At 70.9% G+C, this 18,043-nt stretch carries 19 protein-coding genes; 3 read left to right on the top strand and 16 right to left on the bottom strand.

Going from position 1 to position 18,043, the window contains the following annotated elements:
- Positions 1 to 534, top strand: coding sequence for an alkyl hydroperoxide reductase (locus ACFW6B_RS12010; protein WP_386594739.1), 534 nt, complete (start codon positions 1 to 3; stop codon positions 532 to 534).
- A 122-nt stretch (positions 535 to 656) separates the two neighbouring features.
- Here ACFW6B_RS12010 and ACFW6B_RS12005 read toward each other — a convergent pair whose 3' ends face one another.
- The 4 genes from ACFW6B_RS12005 to ACFW6B_RS11990 all read right to left on the bottom strand — a co-directional run bounded on the left by ACFW6B_RS12005 (position 657) and on the right by ACFW6B_RS11990 (position 5,757).
- Positions 657 to 2,075, bottom strand: a complete 1,419-nt coding sequence (locus ACFW6B_RS12005) for an AI-2E family transporter (RefSeq protein ID WP_386594737.1) — start codon at positions 2,073 to 2,075, stop codon at positions 657 to 659.
- A 136-nt stretch (positions 2,076 to 2,211) separates the two neighbouring features.
- The gene (locus tag ACFW6B_RS12000) at positions 2,212 to 2,910 is read right to left on the bottom strand and encodes a transglycosylase SLT domain-containing protein (protein WP_386594735.1); all 699 of its coding nucleotides are present in this window, start codon (positions 2,908 to 2,910) and stop codon (positions 2,212 to 2,214) included.
- Between the two features lie 427 nt (positions 2,911 to 3,337).
- Positions 3,338 to 4,663, bottom strand: coding sequence for a PhoH family protein (locus ACFW6B_RS11995; protein WP_386594733.1), 1,326 nt, complete (start codon positions 4,661 to 4,663; stop codon positions 3,338 to 3,340).
- A 320-nt stretch (positions 4,664 to 4,983) separates the two neighbouring features.
- A complete protein-coding gene (locus ACFW6B_RS11990; protein ID WP_386594731.1) occupies positions 4,984 to 5,757 on the bottom strand; it encodes an isoprenyl transferase in 774 nt (257 codons plus the stop codon).
- Positions 5,758 to 5,902: 145 nt separating this feature from the next.
- Between ACFW6B_RS11990 and mgrA the strand changes: the two genes are divergently transcribed.
- Positions 5,903 to 6,940, top strand: a complete 1,038-nt coding sequence (mgrA, locus tag ACFW6B_RS11985; protein WP_386594729.1) for an L-glyceraldehyde 3-phosphate reductase — start codon at positions 5,903 to 5,905, stop codon at positions 6,938 to 6,940.
- 439 nt (positions 6,941 to 7,379) lie between these two features.
- Positions 7,380 to 7,724, top strand: coding sequence for a DUF192 domain-containing protein (locus ACFW6B_RS11980; RefSeq protein ID WP_386594727.1), 345 nt, complete (start codon positions 7,380 to 7,382; stop codon positions 7,722 to 7,724).
- 376 nt (positions 7,725 to 8,100) lie between these two features.
- On the opposite strand, the gene ACFW6B_RS11975 is transcribed toward ACFW6B_RS11980, so the two are convergent.
- The 12 genes from ACFW6B_RS11975 to ACFW6B_RS11920 all read right to left on the bottom strand — a co-directional run bounded on the left by ACFW6B_RS11975 (position 8,101) and on the right by ACFW6B_RS11920 (position 17,748).
- A complete protein-coding gene (locus tag ACFW6B_RS11975; protein ID WP_386594725.1) occupies positions 8,101 to 8,982 on the bottom strand; it encodes an LLM class flavin-dependent oxidoreductase in 882 nt (293 codons plus the stop codon).
- Between the two features lie 41 nt (positions 8,983 to 9,023).
- Positions 9,024 to 9,608, bottom strand: coding sequence for a dihydrofolate reductase family protein (locus ACFW6B_RS11970; protein ID WP_386594723.1), 585 nt, complete (start codon positions 9,606 to 9,608; stop codon positions 9,024 to 9,026).
- A gap of 84 nt (positions 9,609 to 9,692) precedes the next feature.
- A complete protein-coding gene (locus tag ACFW6B_RS11965; protein WP_386594721.1) occupies positions 9,693 to 10,340 on the bottom strand; it encodes an OmpA family protein in 648 nt (215 codons plus the stop codon).
- A 3-nt stretch (positions 10,341 to 10,343) separates the two neighbouring features.
- Complete coding sequence (locus ACFW6B_RS11960) at positions 10,344 to 10,931, bottom strand: hypothetical protein (protein WP_386594719.1); 588 nt, start codon at positions 10,929 to 10,931, stop codon at positions 10,344 to 10,346.
- Between the two features lie 15 nt (positions 10,932 to 10,946).
- Positions 10,947 to 11,555: a pilus assembly protein TadG-related protein gene (locus ACFW6B_RS11955; RefSeq protein ID WP_386595016.1), complete on the bottom strand. Its 609-nt coding sequence runs from the start codon at positions 11,553 to 11,555 to the stop codon at positions 10,947 to 10,949.
- Positions 11,552 to 11,755, bottom strand: coding sequence for a hypothetical protein (locus ACFW6B_RS11950; RefSeq protein ID WP_386594717.1), 204 nt, complete (start codon positions 11,753 to 11,755; stop codon positions 11,552 to 11,554). Before ACFW6B_RS11950 ends, ACFW6B_RS11955 begins: the two co-directional genes overlap by 4 nt.
- 114 nt (positions 11,756 to 11,869) lie before the next feature.
- Positions 11,870 to 12,601, bottom strand: coding sequence for a response regulator (locus tag ACFW6B_RS11945; RefSeq protein ID WP_386594715.1), 732 nt, complete (start codon positions 12,599 to 12,601; stop codon positions 11,870 to 11,872).
- Positions 12,594 to 14,105, bottom strand: coding sequence for a sensor histidine kinase (locus ACFW6B_RS11940; protein ID WP_386594713.1), 1,512 nt, complete (start codon positions 14,103 to 14,105; stop codon positions 12,594 to 12,596). Before ACFW6B_RS11940 ends, ACFW6B_RS11945 begins: the two co-directional genes overlap by 8 nt.
- Positions 14,105 to 14,995: a DUF5936 domain-containing protein gene (locus ACFW6B_RS11935; protein WP_329301453.1), complete on the bottom strand. Its 891-nt coding sequence runs from the start codon at positions 14,993 to 14,995 to the stop codon at positions 14,105 to 14,107. The genes ACFW6B_RS11940 and ACFW6B_RS11935 overlap by 1 nt, the downstream gene beginning before the upstream one ends.
- Positions 14,996 to 15,008: 13 nt before the next feature.
- The gene (locus tag ACFW6B_RS11930; protein ID WP_386594709.1) at positions 15,009 to 15,950 is read right to left on the bottom strand and encodes a type II secretion system F family protein; all 942 of its coding nucleotides are present in this window, start codon (positions 15,948 to 15,950) and stop codon (positions 15,009 to 15,011) included.
- A gap of 163 nt (positions 15,951 to 16,113) precedes the next feature.
- The gene (locus tag ACFW6B_RS11925; protein WP_386594707.1) at positions 16,114 to 17,454 is read right to left on the bottom strand and encodes a CpaF family protein; all 1,341 of its coding nucleotides are present in this window, start codon (positions 17,452 to 17,454) and stop codon (positions 16,114 to 16,116) included.
- Positions 17,455 to 17,472: 18 nt separating this feature from the next.
- Positions 17,473 to 17,748: a hypothetical protein gene (locus tag ACFW6B_RS11920; RefSeq protein WP_386594705.1), complete on the bottom strand. Its 276-nt coding sequence runs from the start codon at positions 17,746 to 17,748 to the stop codon at positions 17,473 to 17,475.
- Between the last annotated feature and the right edge of the window lie 295 nt (positions 17,749 to 18,043).

Genomic DNA, 18,043 nt, shown 5'->3' with positions numbered 1-18,043 from the left:
ATGGCCCTCGACGAACTGAAGTCCGCCATACCGGACTACGCCAAGGACCTGCGCCTGAACCTCGGTTCGGTGATCGGCAACAGCGACCTCCCGCAGCAGCAGCTGTGGGGCACGGTGCTGGCCTGCGCCATCGCCTCCCGCTCCCCGCACGTGCTGCGTGAGCTGGAGCCCGAGGCGAAGGCACAGCTCTCGCCCGAGGCGTACACGGCCGCCAAGTCGGCCGCCGCGATCATGGCGATGAACAACGTCTTCTACCGGACGCGGCACCTGCTGTCGGACCCGGAGTACTCGACCATGCGGGCCGGTCTGCGGATGAACGTCATCGGCAACCCGGGCGTGGAGAAGGTCGACTTCGAGCTGTGGTCGCTCGCCGTCTCCGCGATCAACGGCTGCGGGCAGTGCCTCGACTCCCACGAGCAGGTGCTCCGCAAGGCGGGCGTCGACCGGGAGACGATCCAGGAGGCCGTCAAGATCGCGGCCGTGCTCCAGGCCGTCGGCGCCACGCTGGACGCCGAGGCGCACCTCGCCGCGTAGTCCTCGCGCGACAGACACGGGGCCCCGCCCACCGTCACGGTGGGCGGGGCCCCGTGCGTTCGTCCGGGACCGCCAGGGCGTGCCAGGCGTCGCCGGAGCAGGCGAGACTTCGGGGATACGCCCTAGGGCGTCGGCCGGTGGGCCGGGGAGGCGTCCACGGCGGTGGCGCCGCGGGGCTCGGGGGCGTGGCGCAGATCCGCCTCACCCGCGTACGAACGCAGGTACACGACCACCGTGTTGGTCACCGCGACCAGCGGGACCGCGACGACCGCTCCGCCGATGCCGGCGACCATGCCGCCGGCGGCGACCGACAGCACCACCGCGAGGGGATGCACGCGGACCGCGCGGCCCAGGATGAAGGGCTGCAGGACGTGCCCCTCGATCTGCTGGACGGCGAGGACCACGACGAGCGTCATGACGGCGGCGAAGACGCCCTGGGTCACCAGCGCGACCACCACCGCCAGCGCCCCGGAGATCACCGCGCCCACCAGCGGGATGAACGCGCCGAGGAAGATGAAGACGGCGAGCGGCACGGCCATGGGGACGTCGAGGAAGTAGATGCCCAGACCGATGAAGATCGCGTCGATCATGGCGACGATCACCGTGCCGCGGACGTAGGCGGTGAGCGTGCGCCACGCGCGCGGGCCCGCGCCCGCGACGCCGGTCCTGGCGGCGGCCGGGACGAGCTTGAGCGACCACTCCCAGATCCGCTTGCCGTCGTAGAGCAGGAAGAGGGTGGAGAACATCGTGAGCAGGATGCCCGTGAGGGCCTCGACGATCACCGTCACGCCCTGCAGGCCCGCCGACGTGATCTGGTCCGTGTTCGCGCCGATCGCCTCGCGGAGGTTCTTGGCGATCTCGTTGATCTGCTTGTCCGTCACGTGGAACGGGCCCTTGAGGAGCCACTTGCGCAGCTCGTCGATGCCGTCCTGGATCTGGTTGGAGAGGTCGTCGACGTTCTCCTGGACCTGCCAGACCACGAACCAGCCGATCAGCCCCATGACGACGAAGCCGAGGATCGCGGTGAGCGCGGTCGCGAGCCCGCGCGGCACCCCGTAGCGCGTCAGCCGCGCCACCGTGGGCTGGAGCAGCGCGGTGATGAGCAGCGCGGTCACGAAGGCCAGCACGACGAGCTGTACGGCGCTGATGACCCGCATCAGCACCCAGACGGTGCCCGCGAGGACGAGCAGCCGCCAGCCGGCCTCGGCGGCGACCCGCACGCCCCACGGCACGGCGAGGGCGGGATCGGGGCGGTGGGGCGGCGGCGGGTAGGTGTGCGCCGCGGCCGTCTCCTCGGAGGGTCGCTGGACCGGCAGCGCGGAGCCCTCGGTGTCCGCCGCCTTCTCACGGGTCCCTGAAGTCCCGGGAGCCTGCGGGAGGGTGCCGGGCGCGTCGAGGGGGACGGCCCCGCCGCGGGCGTCCTCGTCGTCGAGGGCGCCCCGCGACTCCAGCTCGACCTCGGCACGGCGCTCGTCCAGCCGCTCACCCAGCTCGGTGAGTCCGGCGCCGATCCGGCCGAGCCATCCTGGTACACGCGACATGATGCGTCCTTTTCCCCCGCTGCTCCCCACCACTCCCCCCTGGAGTCGTCGGGTCCGACCGTACATGGCCGAAGCCCCTCCCCCTAGGACGGGGAGGGGCTTCGCAAGGTTGAGCGGCCGGAGTACGGCGCGGAACTCAGTACCAGTGGTTGGCCTGCCAGAACGACCAGGCCTCACAGGGGCTGCCGTACCGGCCGTCCATGTAGCTCAGGCCCCACTTGATCTGGGTGGCCGGGTTGGTCTGCCAGTCGGACCCGGCGGAGGAGTACTTGCCCGCGGGCAGGGCCTGGAAGAGACCGTAGGCGCCCGAGGAGGGGTTGACGGCCTTGTAGTTCCAGCTCGACTCGTGGTTCACGATGTTGCTGAAGCACTGGAACTGACCGCTCGGCACCATCTGGGCCGCCATCGCCTGGATCTGGGCGACGGTGTACGAGGACTGCACGGAGAAGCTGGATGCCTCGCGCGTCGCGGAGCGGCTGGCCGCTTCCTCGGCTTCCTTGCGCTCCTTGGCGTCCTGCTCCGCCTTCGCCGCGGCCTTCTGCTTCGCGACCGCGTCGTCGGCGGCCTGCTTGCGGGCGGCTGCCTCCGCGTCCTTCTTGGCGCTCGCGTCGGCGGCGATGGCCTGGGCGTCGGCCTGCTGCGTCAGGGACGCGGTCTGCACCTGCGCCTGCTGGCCGGCAGGTATGTCTGCGAGGAGAGTCAGGTCGCTCGCCGTCGCCTCGGCATCGTTCGAGGGCTGGGCGACGCTGCCCGAGGCAACTCCGACCACGCTTCCGACAGCGGTGACCGCGGTGGCCGAAGCCACTGCGAATCCCCGGACCGAAATCCGGCTCACACGGTTTCCTTCCAGCATCGCCCGTTTAGGTGACCCTCGCGGACGCAATCGTGCCCCTCGGCGCTGGCCTCCCAACTGCGGGGTCACGGGGAGACACGGGCCCGGTGGGCAACTCCCGCTCGGGGAGCGCCGCGTGGTGCGCGGGCGGCATACGACGTCTCTATGGAGTTCTGAGGTTCCGGTGTCGCCGTACCGCTGGGGATACAGCTGTGTCGTATGCGGGGCCTGACAGGAGTGAGACTCTAGCCGTTCCCCGGCGCCGCACGGCAATTCCGCGTCGCGTGTGAAAGCTCACACCCCGTTTGCCTCGGCCGTTTCCCGGAAAAGCCAGCGCAGCAAGACGCCGCCCGGCTAGGCTTTTCGCCTTTGCCGGACGGCGTCAACCAGCGTGTATCCACCACCCTTTGAGCAGGTGGGACAGCAGGGATCAGATCTGCCCGTCCTCCAGCATTTCGGTCACGAGTGCCGCGATCTGGGACCTCTCGGAACGATTCAGCGTGACGTGCGCGAAGAGCGGATGCCCCTTCAACTTCTCCACGACGGCGACCACTCCGTCATAACGCCCGACGCGCAGATTGTCCCTTTGTGCCACGTCATGGGTCAGAACGACCCGTGAATTGGCGCCGATCCGGGACAGAACGGTCAACAGGACGTTCCGCTCCAGGGACTGGGCCTCGTCCACGATCACGAACGCGTCGTGGAGCGAGCGGCCGCGGATGTGCGTGAGCGGCAGGACCTCCAGCATGCCGCGCGCGGTGACCTCCTCGATGACCTCGCGGCTGGTGACCGCGGAGAGCGTGTCGAAGACCGCCTGGGCCCAGGGGCTCATCTTCTCGGACTCGGAACCGGGCAGATAGCCGAGTTCCTGCCCGCCCACCGCGTACAGCGGCCGGAAGACCATCACCTTCTGGTGCTGGCGGCGTTCGAGGACGGCCTCCAGGCCCGCGCACAGCGCGAGCGCGGACTTGCCGGTGCCGGCCCGGCCGCCCATCGACATGATCCCGATGTCCGGGTCCAGCAGCAGGTCCAGCGCGATGCGCTGCTCCGCGCTGCGGCCCTTGAGGCCGAACGCCTCACGGTCGCCGCGCACGAGCCGGACGCTGCCGTCGGCGGTGACACGGCCGAGGGCCTTGCCGCGCTCCGACTGGATCGTCAGCCCGGTGTGCACGGGCAGGCCGGCCGCTTCGGGGACGTGGGCGTGCCCCTCCTCGAAGAGGATGTCCACCTGCTCGCCGGACAGGGCCAGTTCGGACATTCCGGTCCATCCGGACGAGCCCGTGATGGCGAGCTCCGCGCGGTACTCCTCGGCGAGGAGACCCACGGAGGACGCCTTGATCCTGAGCGGCAGGTCCTTCGAGACGACGGTGACGTCGTATCCCTCGGCCTGCAGGTTGCGGGCGACCGCGAGGATGCGGGAGTCGTTGTCCCCGAGGCGGTACCCGCTGGGCAGGACGCCGGGGTCCGAGTGGTTGAGCTCGACGCGTACCGTCCCGCCGAGGTCCCCGACGGGGATCGGGGCATCGAGGCGGCCGTGCCGGACCCGGAACTCGTCGAGCAGGCGGAGCGCCTGCCGGGCGAAGTAGCCGAGTTCGGGATGGTGCCGCTTGGCCTCCAGTTCCGTGACCACCACGATCGGGAGCACGACCCCGTGCTCGTCGAAGCGGGTCACGGCGTTCGGGTCGGCCAGCAGGACGCTGGTGTCGAGAACATAGGTGCGCCGGTCTGGCGTGCGGCGCTTTGTGCTGGTCACCACGGAAGGACGTACCCCCTCGGATGAGGTCGGGGAGCGACGAAGGAGAGCTGGACCGGTTTCCGGCTCCGATGCACGGGCCGAGAACCGGCCCTCCGCTTCGTCCGTGCTGACCGCGCGGTCGGGCTGGTGCAAAGGGCCTCCCGGGCGGACGGCCCCGTGCCGTCCGCTGAGATACGACACCCGTGGTTCGGGCGTCGACCTGCAAGGCTTATGCCCTCGAACCGGCCAAGCCATGCCAGGGCATATGACGGCGCGTTCGTTAACTCCCGATGACAGGTGTCCCTCCCGGGTGCCCCGGACGACGCGGGGCACCCGGTGATTCAGCCTCCGTAACGGCGGTGTCGCGCCGCGTAGTCGCGCAGGGCGCGCAGGAAGTCGACCTTGCGGAAGGCCGGCCAGAAGACCTCGCAGAAGTAGTACTCGGAGTGAGCGGTCTGCCAGAGCATGAATCCGGACAGCCGCTGCTCGCCGCTGGTGCGGATCACGAGGTCGGGATCGGGCTGGGCACCGGTGTAGAGGTGCTTGCCGATGAGGTCGACGTCGACGCGGTCCGCGAGGTCCTCCATGGAGGTCCCCTTGTCGGCGGCGTCGAGGATCATCGAGCGCACGGCGTCCGCGATCTCCTGGCGGCCGCCGTAGCCGATGGCGACGTTGACGACTATGCCCTCGACGTGCGCGGTGGCCTCCTCGGCCTCCTTGAGCGCCGACTGCATCGGGGCGGGCAGGATGTCCCGCGTCCCGACGTGGTGGACCCGCCAGCGGCCGTCGGCCGCCAGGGTGCGGACGACGCCCTCGATGATGCCGAGGAGCGGACCGAGCTCCTCCTGCGGGCGGTCGAAGTTGTCGGTGGACAGCAGCCACAGGGTGACGACCTCGACATCGGTCTCGGAGCACCAGCCGAGGAATTCCTCGATCTTGTCCGCTCCGGCCCGATGGCCCTGGGCAGTGGTGGAGCCGGCGGCCTTCGCCCAGCGGCGGTTGCCGTCCATGATGACCCCGATGTGCTTGGGCACCTGGTCGTGGTCGAGGTGGCCTTCCACCCTGCGTGCATAGAACCTGACCAGCAGACGGCGCAGGTTGTCGCGCAAGGTCACGTGTTGTCAGCCCCTCCGTGCGGATCGGACAGCCGCGCCCGAGCACAGTCTCTGTCCATATGGCGGTCCCCCGGGGCGAAGCCTAACCTCTGCGAAACGCGAGGGCTGCCGAGGGGAGTGTGCACCCTGGCATAGGTTCGCCCTCATGAACAACCCCACCCCGTACCGGGCCGCGACGGAGCGGTACGACTCGATGGAATACCGGCGTACGGGCCACAGCGGACTCAAGCTGCCCGCGGTGTCGCTCGGACTGTGGCACAACTTCGGCGACGACCGTTCGCTGGACTCCCAGCGCGCGATCCTGCGCCGCGCCTTCGACCTCGGCGTCACCCACTTCGACCTCGCCAACAACTACGGGCCGCCGCCCGGCTCGGCGGAGCTGAACTTCGGCAGGCTACTGAAGGAGGATTTCGCCCCTTACCGTGACGAACTGGTCATCTCGACCAAGGCGGGCTACGACATGTGGCCCGGCCCGTACGGCGAGTGGGGCTCCCGCAAGTACCTGCTGTCCTCCCTGGACGCCTCGCTGCGCCGGATGGGCGTGGAGTACGTCGACATCTTCTACTCGCACCGCTTCGACCCCGACACCCCGCTGGAGGAGACGATGGGCGCGCTCGCGTCCGCCGTCCAGCAGGGCAAGGCGCTCTACGTCGGCGTCTCCTCGTACAGCGGCGAGCAGACGGCGGAGGCGGCCCGGATCCTGACCGGCATGGGCGTCCGTCCGCTCATCCACCAGCCCTCGTACTCGATGCTCAACCGCTGGACCGAGGAGGACGGGCTGCTCGACACGCTGGAGGAGGCCGGCATGGGCTGCATCTCCTTCGCGCCGCTCGCACAGGGCCTGCTGACGGGCAAGTACCTCCAGGGCATCCCGGAGGGCTCGCGCGCCACCCAGGGCAAGTCGCTGGACCCGGGGCTGCTGAGCGACGAGGTGGTGCGCCGGCTGAACGGGCTGAACGGCATCGCGGCCCGGCGCGGCCAGTCGCTCGCCCAGCTCGCGCTCACCTGGGTGCTGCGCGACCCGCGGATGACCTCCGCCCTCATCGGCGCGTCCAGCGTGCGGCAGCTCGAGGAGAACCTGGAGGCACTGGCGGCCCCGGGGCTCTCGGCCGAGGAGCTGGAGGAGATCGACACGTTCGCGGTGTCGACGCCGGGCACGAACATCTGGGCCGGAGCGCGCTGACGCCCGGGCCGGACGGCACCGGGCGGCGCTGAGTCACCGAAGTCCCCGCCGCGCGGGGCGGGCCCGCCCGAGGGGCGCACGGGGGCGCCCGCCGGACGGGCCGTCGCGGGCACGAAAAACGGGCCGGTCCGTGGGGGGGAGACGGACCGGCCCGAGGGGGGGTTTCCACCATAACCCTTCGTAAGTGATGCTGCGTGCATCCTCGTGCCACAACTACTCTCCGGAGTCGCCCGGCAACGCCTCGACGAGCATGGAACCGTCGATTCCGGGTGTGATCATGGCCGAATCATGGCTGATTCAAAGGAAATCATGGAGTTTCGGCAGAGAACCGGGGGGTTCCCGCACACTCCCGGGGCGTGACCCCTCCGCACCCTTCCGTACTCCGCGCGAGTGATCCGCGTGGCGCCCTCCCGCTTGACCCGCCCGCTAACTTCGCCCCATGGCCACGTTCACGACGGACGCGCCGGACAGGACGTCCGAGCCGGTGCCCCTGGAGCTCGCCGCGACGGCCCGCGCCCGGCGGCGGGGGCTGCTCGGGCGTCCGGGGATCGAGGGCGCGCTGCTGCTCACACCGGCGAACTCGGTGCACACCCTGGGGATGCGGTTCGCGATCGACGTCGCGTACCTGGACCGGTCGTCGCGGGTCCTCGCGGTGCGCACGATGCGTCCGGGCCGGCTGGGGCTGCCGCGGCCCCGGGCCCGGCAGGTCCTGGAGGCCGAGGCCGGGTCGATGGAGCGCTGGGGCGTACGGCCCGGGGTGCGGATCGCGGTCCGACGCGACTGACATCACGTCACCAGGCAAGGCGGCACCGCGCAGCCCCCTCCTCTGCGCGGTGCCACACACGCGCAGCTTTGCTGACGCGAATTACCTTGGTCTGAACTTACGTCAGTCGAAACCCCCTGACGACAGCCGATCGATAACGATGTGGAAACCCCGTACGGATCTTCCGCACACGGCACGCCGCACCGCCGCACCGCCGTTCACCACCCGGACGGACATCTCGCGCCGAGCGGCCCTCATCCGGAGGTTTTCGGTCAATCTGCCCGGGGCGGCCGTGGATCACGGGCGGAGCCCCGGGGCCGGGCACTCATGGGTTGAGGGCCCGTGGGCTGAGGACCCACGGGCCGAGGGCCCACGGATCGAGGGCCGGGCCGATGGGCTAGGGCCGGGCGACCAGCGGGCGCACCTGTTCGGCCGCGAAGCGGACGAAGCCCTCGGGGTCCGGCTCGTCGGCGGTGGGCTGGAGGACCACCGTGTCGGCGCCCGCGTCCGCGAGGCGCAGGACGGCCTCGGCGACGGCCTCCGCGTCGCCCGCGACCCCGCGCTCCGGGACGGCGCTCTCGCCGTCGGCCTCGATCTCGGCGCGCAGCCGGGCGGCGGCGGCGTCCCCGGTGGCGGTGTGCAGGTAGACGACGACCCGGTGGTGTCCCGTCGTCCGGCCGGCCGCCCGCCGCCCCTCGTCGATGAGCCGACGGGCCCGCCGCACCCCGTCGGCGGTGGTCGAGGCCGTGAGGACCGTACCGTCGGCGGCCTCGCCGGCGAGGCGGAGCGTACGGGGACCGGTGGCGCCGGTGAGGACCTCGGGCGCCAGCGCGGGCGGCCAGTCGAGGGCGACCCCGTCGAGGTTCACGTACCGCCCCTTGGCCGTCACGCGCTCGCCGCGCAGCAGGGCGCGCAGCGCGTCCAGGTGCTCCCGCAGCAGCGTCAGCGGCGACTCGGCCCGTGCCCCGACCTGTCCCATCCAGTCCTGGACGCCGTGGCCGACCGCGACGGCGGCCCGCCCGGGGAACAGCCGGTGCAGGGTGGCGGTCTCCATGGCCGTGACGGCGACGTTCCGCAGCGGGACGGGCAGCAGTCCCACTCCCACCCGCAGGCGCTCGGTCCAGGCGAGCGCCGCCGCGGCGCAGGAGATGCCCCCTTCGAGGAAGCAGTCCTCCCACAGCCACAGTTCCTGGAGGCCCGCCTCCTCCGCCCCGCGCGCCAGGGCGCGCAGCCGCTCGGGGGGTAACTGGGGCCTGAAGACAACTCCGAGTGAGGTCATGCCCCCTGTTCTACCCGGGCCGCCCTTCACGGACGACTTCTTTATGCGCCTTCCGCACCGGCGGTGGTGTCCCGTTCGTAGCGCAGGAGGGCGACGCCGTTGCCGAAGGTCCGCGTCTCGACGAGGCGCAGGTCGGTGGGGGCCTCGGACTCCGGGAACAGCGGCTTGCCCGCTCCGATGAGGACGGGGTGCACGTACAGCCTGATCTCGTCGACGAGGCCCAGCCGCAGGAACTCCGCGGCGATGTCGGCACCGCCGAGCGCGAGGTCGCCGCCCTCCTGCGCCTTCAGCGCCCGGATCTCCTCGGGCACGACCTCCCGTACGACCGTGGTGTGCCCCGTGCCGCGCTCCAGCGTGCGCGAGAACACCACCTTGGGCATGTTCCGCCAGATCCCGGCGAACTCGATCTCCTGCGGACTGGCCTCCGGGTCCTTGTCTGCCGTCGGCCAGTAGGAGGCCATCAGTTCGTAGGTCACCCGTCCGGACATCAGGGCGCCGAACTGCTTGATCAGGTCGTTGAAGTGCTGGTGGAGCTCGGCGTCGACCCGGTGCCAGTCGATCTCGCGGTTCGGGCCCTCGATGTATCCGTCGAGGGACACCGACATCATCAACACGATCTTCCTCATGGCGGACTCCCTCGACCTCGTGCACGACCCGTTCGTCGGGGAATGGTGCCAGGAGGCCGGGCCCGGGAGAAGGTGACGCGCGCGTCAGGCGTTGTTCCCGTCGGCGGCGCCCCTCGGGAAGGTCACCTCCACCCGTCGGTTCTTGCGGCGGCCCTGTTCCGAGGTGTTGTCGGCGATCGGGTAGTCCTCGCTGTAGCCCCGCACCTCGAAGGTGATGTCCGCCTCGGCGGAGCCGAGCGCGGCGGCCAACTTGGCGTGCACCTCCTCCGCGCGCTTCTTGGAGAGGGTCAGGCCGTGCGCGTACGAGCCGAGGTTGTCGGTGAACCCGAAGACGCGGACGGTGGTGGCGTGCTGGGCCTTGATCTCGTCGGCGATCGCCTGGATACGGGACTGGGAGTCCGAGTTCAGCTTCGAGCTGTCCTTGGGGAAGAGGACCTCCGCCTGGAGCGCGAACGTCACGTCCGCGTTGGTGTCCTCCCGGCGCTCCTCGCCGCCCAGGTCCTCCACGACCGACTTGATGTCCAGCACCTTGGCGGGCGCGAGGGTCGCGCCGTCGGCGAGCTTGAGCCCGGGGCTGTTGGCGTCGACGTCGGGGGGCGGGGAGGTGGTGACGCTGCCGGGCGGGGCACTGGGGTCACTGTCGTCCGCGGACGCGGGGCCCGGCAGGCCGAGGGTGATCAGCACGGCGAGGGCCGTGAACGTCGTCGCGGCGACACGGGGTGGGAGGGCCATGGCTCAGCCCTCGGAAAGGGTGACGGCGGTGGGGGGCAGGGAGCCAACTTGGAAGTTGACCGAGTCCGTGCCTTCCGGCGGAGCCGGGAACTGGGCGAACCAGGATGCCGAGTCGCCTGACCTGAGCCGGGAGAACTTCGTGCAGAGGCAACGTCCCGACGTGTCCCTGAGAACGAGGTACTTCTTCTTCCCCTTCTCGTCGACGAGGCTCGCACCCGACAGGGAGCCTCCGTTGCTCGCCAACTCGGTCTCGTTGCTCTGCCAGTCGGCTCCCAGCCACGAGCTGGTGCCGCCGTTCGTCACTTGGCCGGACACAGTCACGAAGCCGCCTTGGTCGCGCTCGGCGGACGTGATGGTGACGGTGATGTCGCCGTCCTTCGCCGTTGCCAGCACCCTGTCCGCGGAGGCGGTCGGTGACTGCTCGCTCTCGCCGCCGTCCTTACCAGGACTGGAAGCGGGAGCGGAGGAACCGTCCTTCGGCTTGGCGTCGTCACCGCTCCCACCGCAGCCGGTCACCATGAGAAGCAGACCAGTCGTGATCGCCACCGCGGCCATGGCCCTGCGGCCCTTCATGGTGTGCCCGAGATCCATCGGTACGGCTTCCTCTCACTCGGCCAGGTGCACGGAGAACAGCACGGAAGCGTCCGGTAGGTCGTCCGGGTCGAAGTCTCCGGGGTCGATGTCCACGATCTCGCCGTCGCAGTCGAGCTCGACGGGTTTCTCGGGATCCGCGGCCGGATCGAAATCGCAGCGCGGCTGAATCACGGCTATCGCATGGGCCGTGGCATGACGGCTCTCCGTGCCCGGGATGATCGACTCCCCGACCGTGTAACGGGTCTCGATCGCCACGCGATAGCCGGGGAACCCGTTCACGACGGTGGGCTGAGCCCCGCCTTGCACCGTCGAGTCGTTCTCGGCGGCCAGCCGGTCGGCGGCGGCGGAGGCCCCCGCGCCCTCGAACTTGTCGCCGTCGAGCCAGTCCAGCCAGTCGTCGTCCGTTCCGATGGCTCCCGTCAGCCCCTCTATGAGTTCGTCACGGGAGTCCTGTGCCGCCGCCAACGCCGCAGCGTCCGCCGCGGACTGAGCTCCATTGCGGGCGGACGCTGCTTGGGCGAAGGCGAAGAATGCGAGCGCGGCGAAGAGCAGAATCACCGTCAGCCAGATGTATATCGGAAGAGTCTGCCCTCGGTCACCGAAGAGGAGCGGTGAGGTCAGCCGCCGCCGACCACCCGGTCGACCGCATCGCCGATCGCACTGGAGATCGTGCCGTCGAGCCCCAACTGGTCGATCAGCGTGAAGATCCCCGCGATGATGATCATCAAGCCGGCGTACTCCACGAACCCCGCCCCCGCGTCCCGGTGGGTGCCCCGGGTCCGGGCCATCACCGTTCGGGTCCAGTTGGTGAACCTGTTCATCAGGACTGCCCTCCCTGCCGAGGTCGTCAACGACCCGAGCACCGTACGTGAGAAGTCGCCTACGGCGAGTGGGCCCCTGGGCCCAACTTCCGCGGCTGGAAGCCGGAGGCGGAGTCATCGGCCCCACCCCTCGTGCGCCGTGCCCAGCCAGTGGGCGATCGCTTCGCTCCGCGAGGAACTGTGCAGCTTCGCGAAGATGCGATTGATGTGGTTCTTGACGGTCTTCTCCGCGATGAAGCAGGTGGCGGCGATCTGGCGGTTGTTCATACCGGCCGCGATGAGGTCCATCACCTCCACCTCCCTCGAACTCAGGCCGAACGCGGACTGATGGGCGGCATGGCGGTGAAGTCCCCCCACCGGCAGTGGCCGAGCCTCCGAAGACTGTGCCACAGCAGGTTGCAGATGCGAAGAGAATGGGTGCGGTTGGTACGAAACTCCGATTGAATCCGGGACAGTCGGGCGCCCGTGGCGCATCTCCCGCACGGCGGCGATCAGTTCGGCCGCCGTGAACTCGCCGTGGACGAGGTAGCCGGACGCGCCTTTGCGCAGGGCTTCGGCCACGACCTCGGGTTCGCGGCTGTACGTCAGCATCATCACGGGGGCGATCGCGCACAGTTCGGGCAGGGCGGTGAGTCCGTCCGTGCCGGGCATCCGGACGTCGAGGAGGACCACGTCCGGGAGGAGGAGGACGGCGCGGTCCAGCGCCTCGGCGCCGTCCCGTGCCGCCGCGACGACCGTGATGTCGGGGTGCGCGTCCAGCAGCGCGGTCAGGCCGGCCCGTACGACCGGGTTGTCGTCGGCCACCAGGACACGCAGGGACGGGCCGGGAAGTGCCTGGTCAGGCATGTGCGGCCTCCTCTTGGGAAGTGGGGGGAGCGGGAAGGGCGGCCGTCGAGAGCGGGAGGGTCAGCCGGACCTCGGTGCCTCCGTCGGGGGACCGGTCCAGCCCGACGAGGCCGCCGACGCACGCGGCCCGCTCGGTCATGCCGAGCAGGCCGAAATGGCCGGATCTCGTCCAGGCGGCGAGTGCGGCGGGGGTCGCCGGGGCGGGGAGACCCACGCCGTCGTCGCGGACGAGAAGGGAGAACTCGCGCTTCGACACGTCGAGTTCGACCGTGAGCACGCTCGCGTCCGCGTGGCGGTGGGCGTTCTCCAGCGCCTCGGACACGATCGCGAGAACGTGGTGAGCGGCGGCGGCCGGCAGGACCGGGGGCGTGCCCCGGTGCCGTACGACCGGGGCGAGGCCGGTCCGTGCCTCGAAGTCGGCTGCCATGGCGTCGAGTTCGGGAAGGAGGTCGATGTCCGGGTCGCTCAGGTCGGTGTGCCGCCGCAGGTCGGTCAGGAGCGTGCGGGACTCGGCGGCGGCGAGGCGCGCGGCGTCCGCGACGACGGTCGCCTGCCGTTTGAGCTCCCCCGGGTCCGCACCGTCGGCGGAGGCGGCCAGGGCCTCCGCGGCCAGCGCGAGACCGTACAGCGTCTTGGCCACGGAGTCGTGCATCTCGCGTGCCAGGCGGGCCCGTTCGGACTCCACGGCCTCCGCCACGGCGAGCCTGCTGGTCGCCTCGGCCAGGGCCTGTCCCGCCGTGCCGAAGCGGAACAGCAGATTGCGCAGGGTGACGCCGATGATGCCCGCGCCGACGCAGAAGCCCGCGACGAGCAGGGTGCTGGAGCCCGCTCCCGGCCGGTGCTCCCAGGCCCTGAACACCGTGAGCAGCACGACGAGCTGGAATCCGGTGAAGACGCCCGCGCCGCGCCAGCCGTAGAGCAGGCCCGACAGGAGCGGGGTGCAGACCGTGGCGTAGGCGAGGGGGGAGGCCGGGGACGCGGTCAGGAGCAGGACCGCGCCGAAGGTGAGGTCCAGGCCCATCAGGGTCGGGTGGGCGAGGAGGCGGGGGCCGAAGCGGTCCCAGTCCCGCAGCATGGCGTAGGAGCCCATGACCCCGAGGACGGCCGCGGCGAGGACCGCGTGGCGCGGGAGGCCGCCCGTGGCGTTCGTCATCGCGAAGGGGGCGCCGACCACGATGGCCGCGAGCCGGACGGCGAAGGCCTGGCGGCACAGGGCCTGGAGGGCGTTGAGCTGGAGGCGGACGCCGCCGGGTGCGGGAGCGTCGTCCGCGAGGTAGCCGGTGCCCCGTCGCTCGTGGTTCCGCGCGTGCCGGAGAGCCTGGCGCGCACGCCTCCGGGCGCGTTCGAGGGACCGGCGCGTACGGCCTCGCGCGAGTGCGAGGGACTCGCGCGCACGGTCTCGCGCGAGTGCGAGGGGCCGGTGCGCTCGGCCTCGTGTGAACCCCGGGAACGGGTGCGGGTGTTCGTGGGCCGTGTGGGACCGGCCGCTCGGGAGGCTTCTCATCAGCGCCCCAGGATCGAGCCGAAGTCGGTGCCCGAGCCGAGGAACATGCCCGTCGCGATGAGGATCATCGTGGCCGGGAGCATGAACACCAGGGTGACCATCGTGGCCTTGGGGATGGTCTTGGCGGCGCGGCGGCGGGCGTTCTGGGCGTCCGTGCGGCGCATGTCGGTGGCGAGCTGGATGAGGGTCTCGGCGATCGGGGAACCGAGTTCCTCGCCCTGCTGGAGCGCCGAGACGAACTGGGCGACCTGCTCGGAGGAGTTGCGTCTGCGCAGTTCGTCGAAGGCCTGGCGGCGGCTGACGCCCATGTCCATCTGGCGCAGGGTGATGCGCAGTTCGTCCGCCCAGGGGCCCTCGTACTTCTCCGCGACGCGGTCCAGGGCCTGGCGGAAGCCGAGGCCCGCGGAGACGACGACGGCGAGGACGTCGAGGAAGTCGGGCAGGGTGCGGTCGATGACCTCCTTGCGCTCCCGGACCGCCTGCCAGATGAGGGCGTCCGCGGCGACCAGCCCGAAGGCCAGGGTGAGCACGGCGAAGAGGAGCTGGCCGTTGGAGAGGAAGACCAGGCCGAGGACGACGCCGAAGACGCCGTACACCGCGCGGCGGGCCGCGTAGCGGTTCAGGGTCAGACCGCCGGGGTTGCCGGCCATGTCGATGCGCCGGCGTTTGGCGTCCACGCGCCGGGGTCCCATCAGGCGCAGGACGGTCGGCGCGAAGCGCATGCCGAGGCGGTCGACGGCCGAGTCCGCCGCCGAGACACGGGTGCCGCCGACCTCCAGGGCGAGCTGGAGGTCGCTGGGCAGTTTGACCTCGGAGCGGATCATCCGGACGCCCAGGAGGACGCCCGCGACGGCCGTCCCCATCAGGACGGCGAGCAGCAGCGGAAGCACGGTGACCCCTCCCTCACACTTCGATCTTGCCGAGTCGGCGGATGACGAAGAAGCCCACGGTGTAGAGGCCGAGGGAGAGCAGGACGAGGCCCTGGCCGAGCGGGGAGCCGGTGACGCGGGCGAGCGCTCCCTCGTTCGAGGAGTTGATCATCACCAGCGAGCCGATGCCGAGGAAGGGGACCGTGAAGGCGGTCGCGTTGACCTCGGAGAGCATCGTGCGGACCTCGCGGCGGGTCTCCTTGCGGTCCTCCAGGGTCTGGGTGAGGTTGCGCAGGGAGCTGACGACGGAGCCGCCCGCCTTGTTGGCCAGGACGAGGGTGGTGACGAGGACGATCAGCTCGCGGGAGGGCAGTCGCTGCGAGAGCTCCCCGAGGGCGTCGTCGATCGTGCGGCCCAGCGTCAACTGGTCGGCCACGTGCGCGAGTTCTTCGCCGGCCGGGGCCTCCAGCTCCTCCGCGGCCATGGCGAGCGCCGTCCGCAGGGCGAGGCCGGCCGCCGTCGCGTTCGCCAGCAGGCGCGCCACGTCGGGGAGTTGGTTGATGAACGCTTCGATGCGTTTCTGGCGCTGCCAGTTGAGGAAGATGCCCGCGCTCCACACGCCGAGGAGGGCCGCGATCGGACCGAAGAAGGGGGCCAGGGTCGCGGCGGCGATCAGCCACAGGGCGACGACCACGGCGGTGACGTACGTGAAGAACTCCCCCGCCGTGAGGTCGAGTCCCGTGGCCGTCAGGCGCAGGTGGATCGTGCGGCCGAGGCGGGTGCGGCGCAGTCTGCGGTCGACGCCCGCGAAGCGGCGTGTCCTGCCGCCCGCCGTGAGGACCCGGTCGCCGTCGGAGAGACGGTCGATGAGGTCCCGTCGCTGGGCCCGGCCGGAGGCGTAGGTGTGCACGCCCGCGACGGCGAGCGTGCCGCCGAGGAGCGTCCCGCCGAGGGCGAGGAGCGCGGGGTCGTTCACGGTTGCCTCCCTTCGGAGGTGATGGGTGCGGGAGTGGATGAGACAGGGGTGGAGGAGTTGGAGGCGGAGGGGTCGGGGGTGGAGGAGCTGGGGGCGTAAGGGTCGGGGGTGGAGGGGCCGGGGACGGAAGGGCTCGTGGCCGGGGGCTCCGTGGTGGCGGGCGTCAACCGATCGCCTGCCTCGTATTGAGTACGTCGATGGCCTCGGCGACGCCGAAGGCGGGCGGCAGCGGCTCGTTGGCGACGTACAGCTTCTCCGCGACCGGGCGCGGCAGCGGAAGGTGCTCGAAGTGGCCCCGCACGACGCGGTCGGGGCCGACCGGGCGGGGCACGAAGCGGGTGACGGGGGCGACGCGGAACTGTTCGCGGCCGTGCGAGACGAGCAGCGCGACCTCCGTGACCTTGCGGGAGCCGTCGGCGTGCCGGGAGAGCTGGACCACGACGTCCACGGCGGAGTTGATCTGGTCCTTGAGCGCCTCGAAGGGGATCTGGACCTCGGACATCGAGCCGAGGGTCTGCAGGCGCATGAGGGCGTCCTCGGCGGAGTTGGCGTGGACGGTGGCGAGCGAGCCGTCGTGGCCGGTCGACATGGCCTGGAGCATGTCGAGGGTCTCGCCGCCGCGGACCTCTCCGACGATGATGCGGTCGGGGCGCATGCGCAGGGAGTTGCGGACCAGGTCGCGGATGGTGATCTGGCCCTTGCCCTCCACGTTCGGCGGGCGTGATTCGAGGCGGATGACGTGCTCCTGCTGGAGCTGGAGCTCGGCGGAGTCCTCGATGGTGATGATGCGCTCGTGCGCGGGGATCAGACCGGAGAGCGCGTTGAGCAGGGTCGTCTTGCCGCTGCCGGTGCCGCCGCTGACGATGACGTTGAAGCGGGCCCGGACGAAGGCGGCGAGCAGCATGAGCGTCTGCTCGTCCAGGGAACCGAGGCCGATCAGCTCGGGGAGCGTGTACGCGCGGGGGAAGCGGCGGATGGTGAGGGTGGGGCCGGTCAGGGCGAGCGGCGGGATGATGACGTTGACGCGCTCGCCGGTGGGCAGCCGGGCGTCGACCATCGGGTTGGACTCGTCGACGCGGCGGTTGACCGTCGAGACGATGCGTTCGATGGTCTGCATGAGCTGCTCGCCGGAGGCGAAGCGCAGCGGCAGCTGTTCGACGCGGCCGGCCCGCTCGACGAAGATCGAGTCGGGGCCGTTGACCATGATCTCGGTGATGGACGCGTCGGCGAGGAGCGGTTCGAGGACGCCGAGTCCGAGGGCCTCGTCGACGACCCGGCGGATCAACTGGGAGCGTTCGGCGGTGGAGAGGACCGGGCCCTCGCGGCTGATGATGTGGCCGAGGACCCGTTCGAGACGGACCCTTCTCTCGGCCGCCGCCAGGCTGGACATCTCCGCGAGGTCGATCTCCTCCAGGAGTTTGGCGCGGTAGACGGCGACGAGGTGTCCGTCCTCACGGGCGGGTCCCCCCTCGTCGGGGGAGGCGATGCGGGAACGCAGGCTCATGGTGTCGGCTCCTCCCGGTCAGTCGTCGGTGGGCATGGTGGCGCGGCGGGTGATGGTGTAACTGTCGAAGAGGGGGATGACGTTGGGGACCGTGACGGTGACCGTGGCCGTGGTGAGGTCGGGGCCCGGCACGGGATCGACGCTCGGGTCCAGCCATCCGCTCACGGCGGCCGTTCCCGCCGCCCCGCCGTCGCCGCCCTGCGAGGCGACCCTCGCGGCGGCCCGCGCCCCCGAGCCCGCCTGGTTGACGCCGTACCCGATGAGTCCCAGCTGGACGGCCGCCATCCCGACCATCAGCAGGATCGGCAGGAAGCCGACGAACTCCAGGATGGAGACGCCGCGGTCGTCACGGGGCCGGAGCCGACGCGCGGGCGTGGGTGCGGCTCCGGACGTGGGCGCAGGTGCGTCGTGGGTCGGGGGCGTGCCGGTACATCCGTCCGTCGCCGTTGGATCAGACGTCGGTGTGGTGTGAAGCGTCGGCCGATCCGGACGTAAGCGACGGACATGTGATGTACCGGCACGCCCCCTTCCGCCGGATGCCGTCTGCGGGTGCGTCCTCATCCGGCCTCCCCTTCCGGCGCGGCGCCCG

The sequence above is a fragment of the Streptomyces sp. NPDC058751 genome, assembly GCF_042746485.1.
Lineage (GTDB): Bacteria > Actinomycetota > Actinomycetes > Streptomycetales > Streptomycetaceae > Streptomyces.
This window is presented reverse-complemented; position numbering and strand designations above follow the sequence as displayed.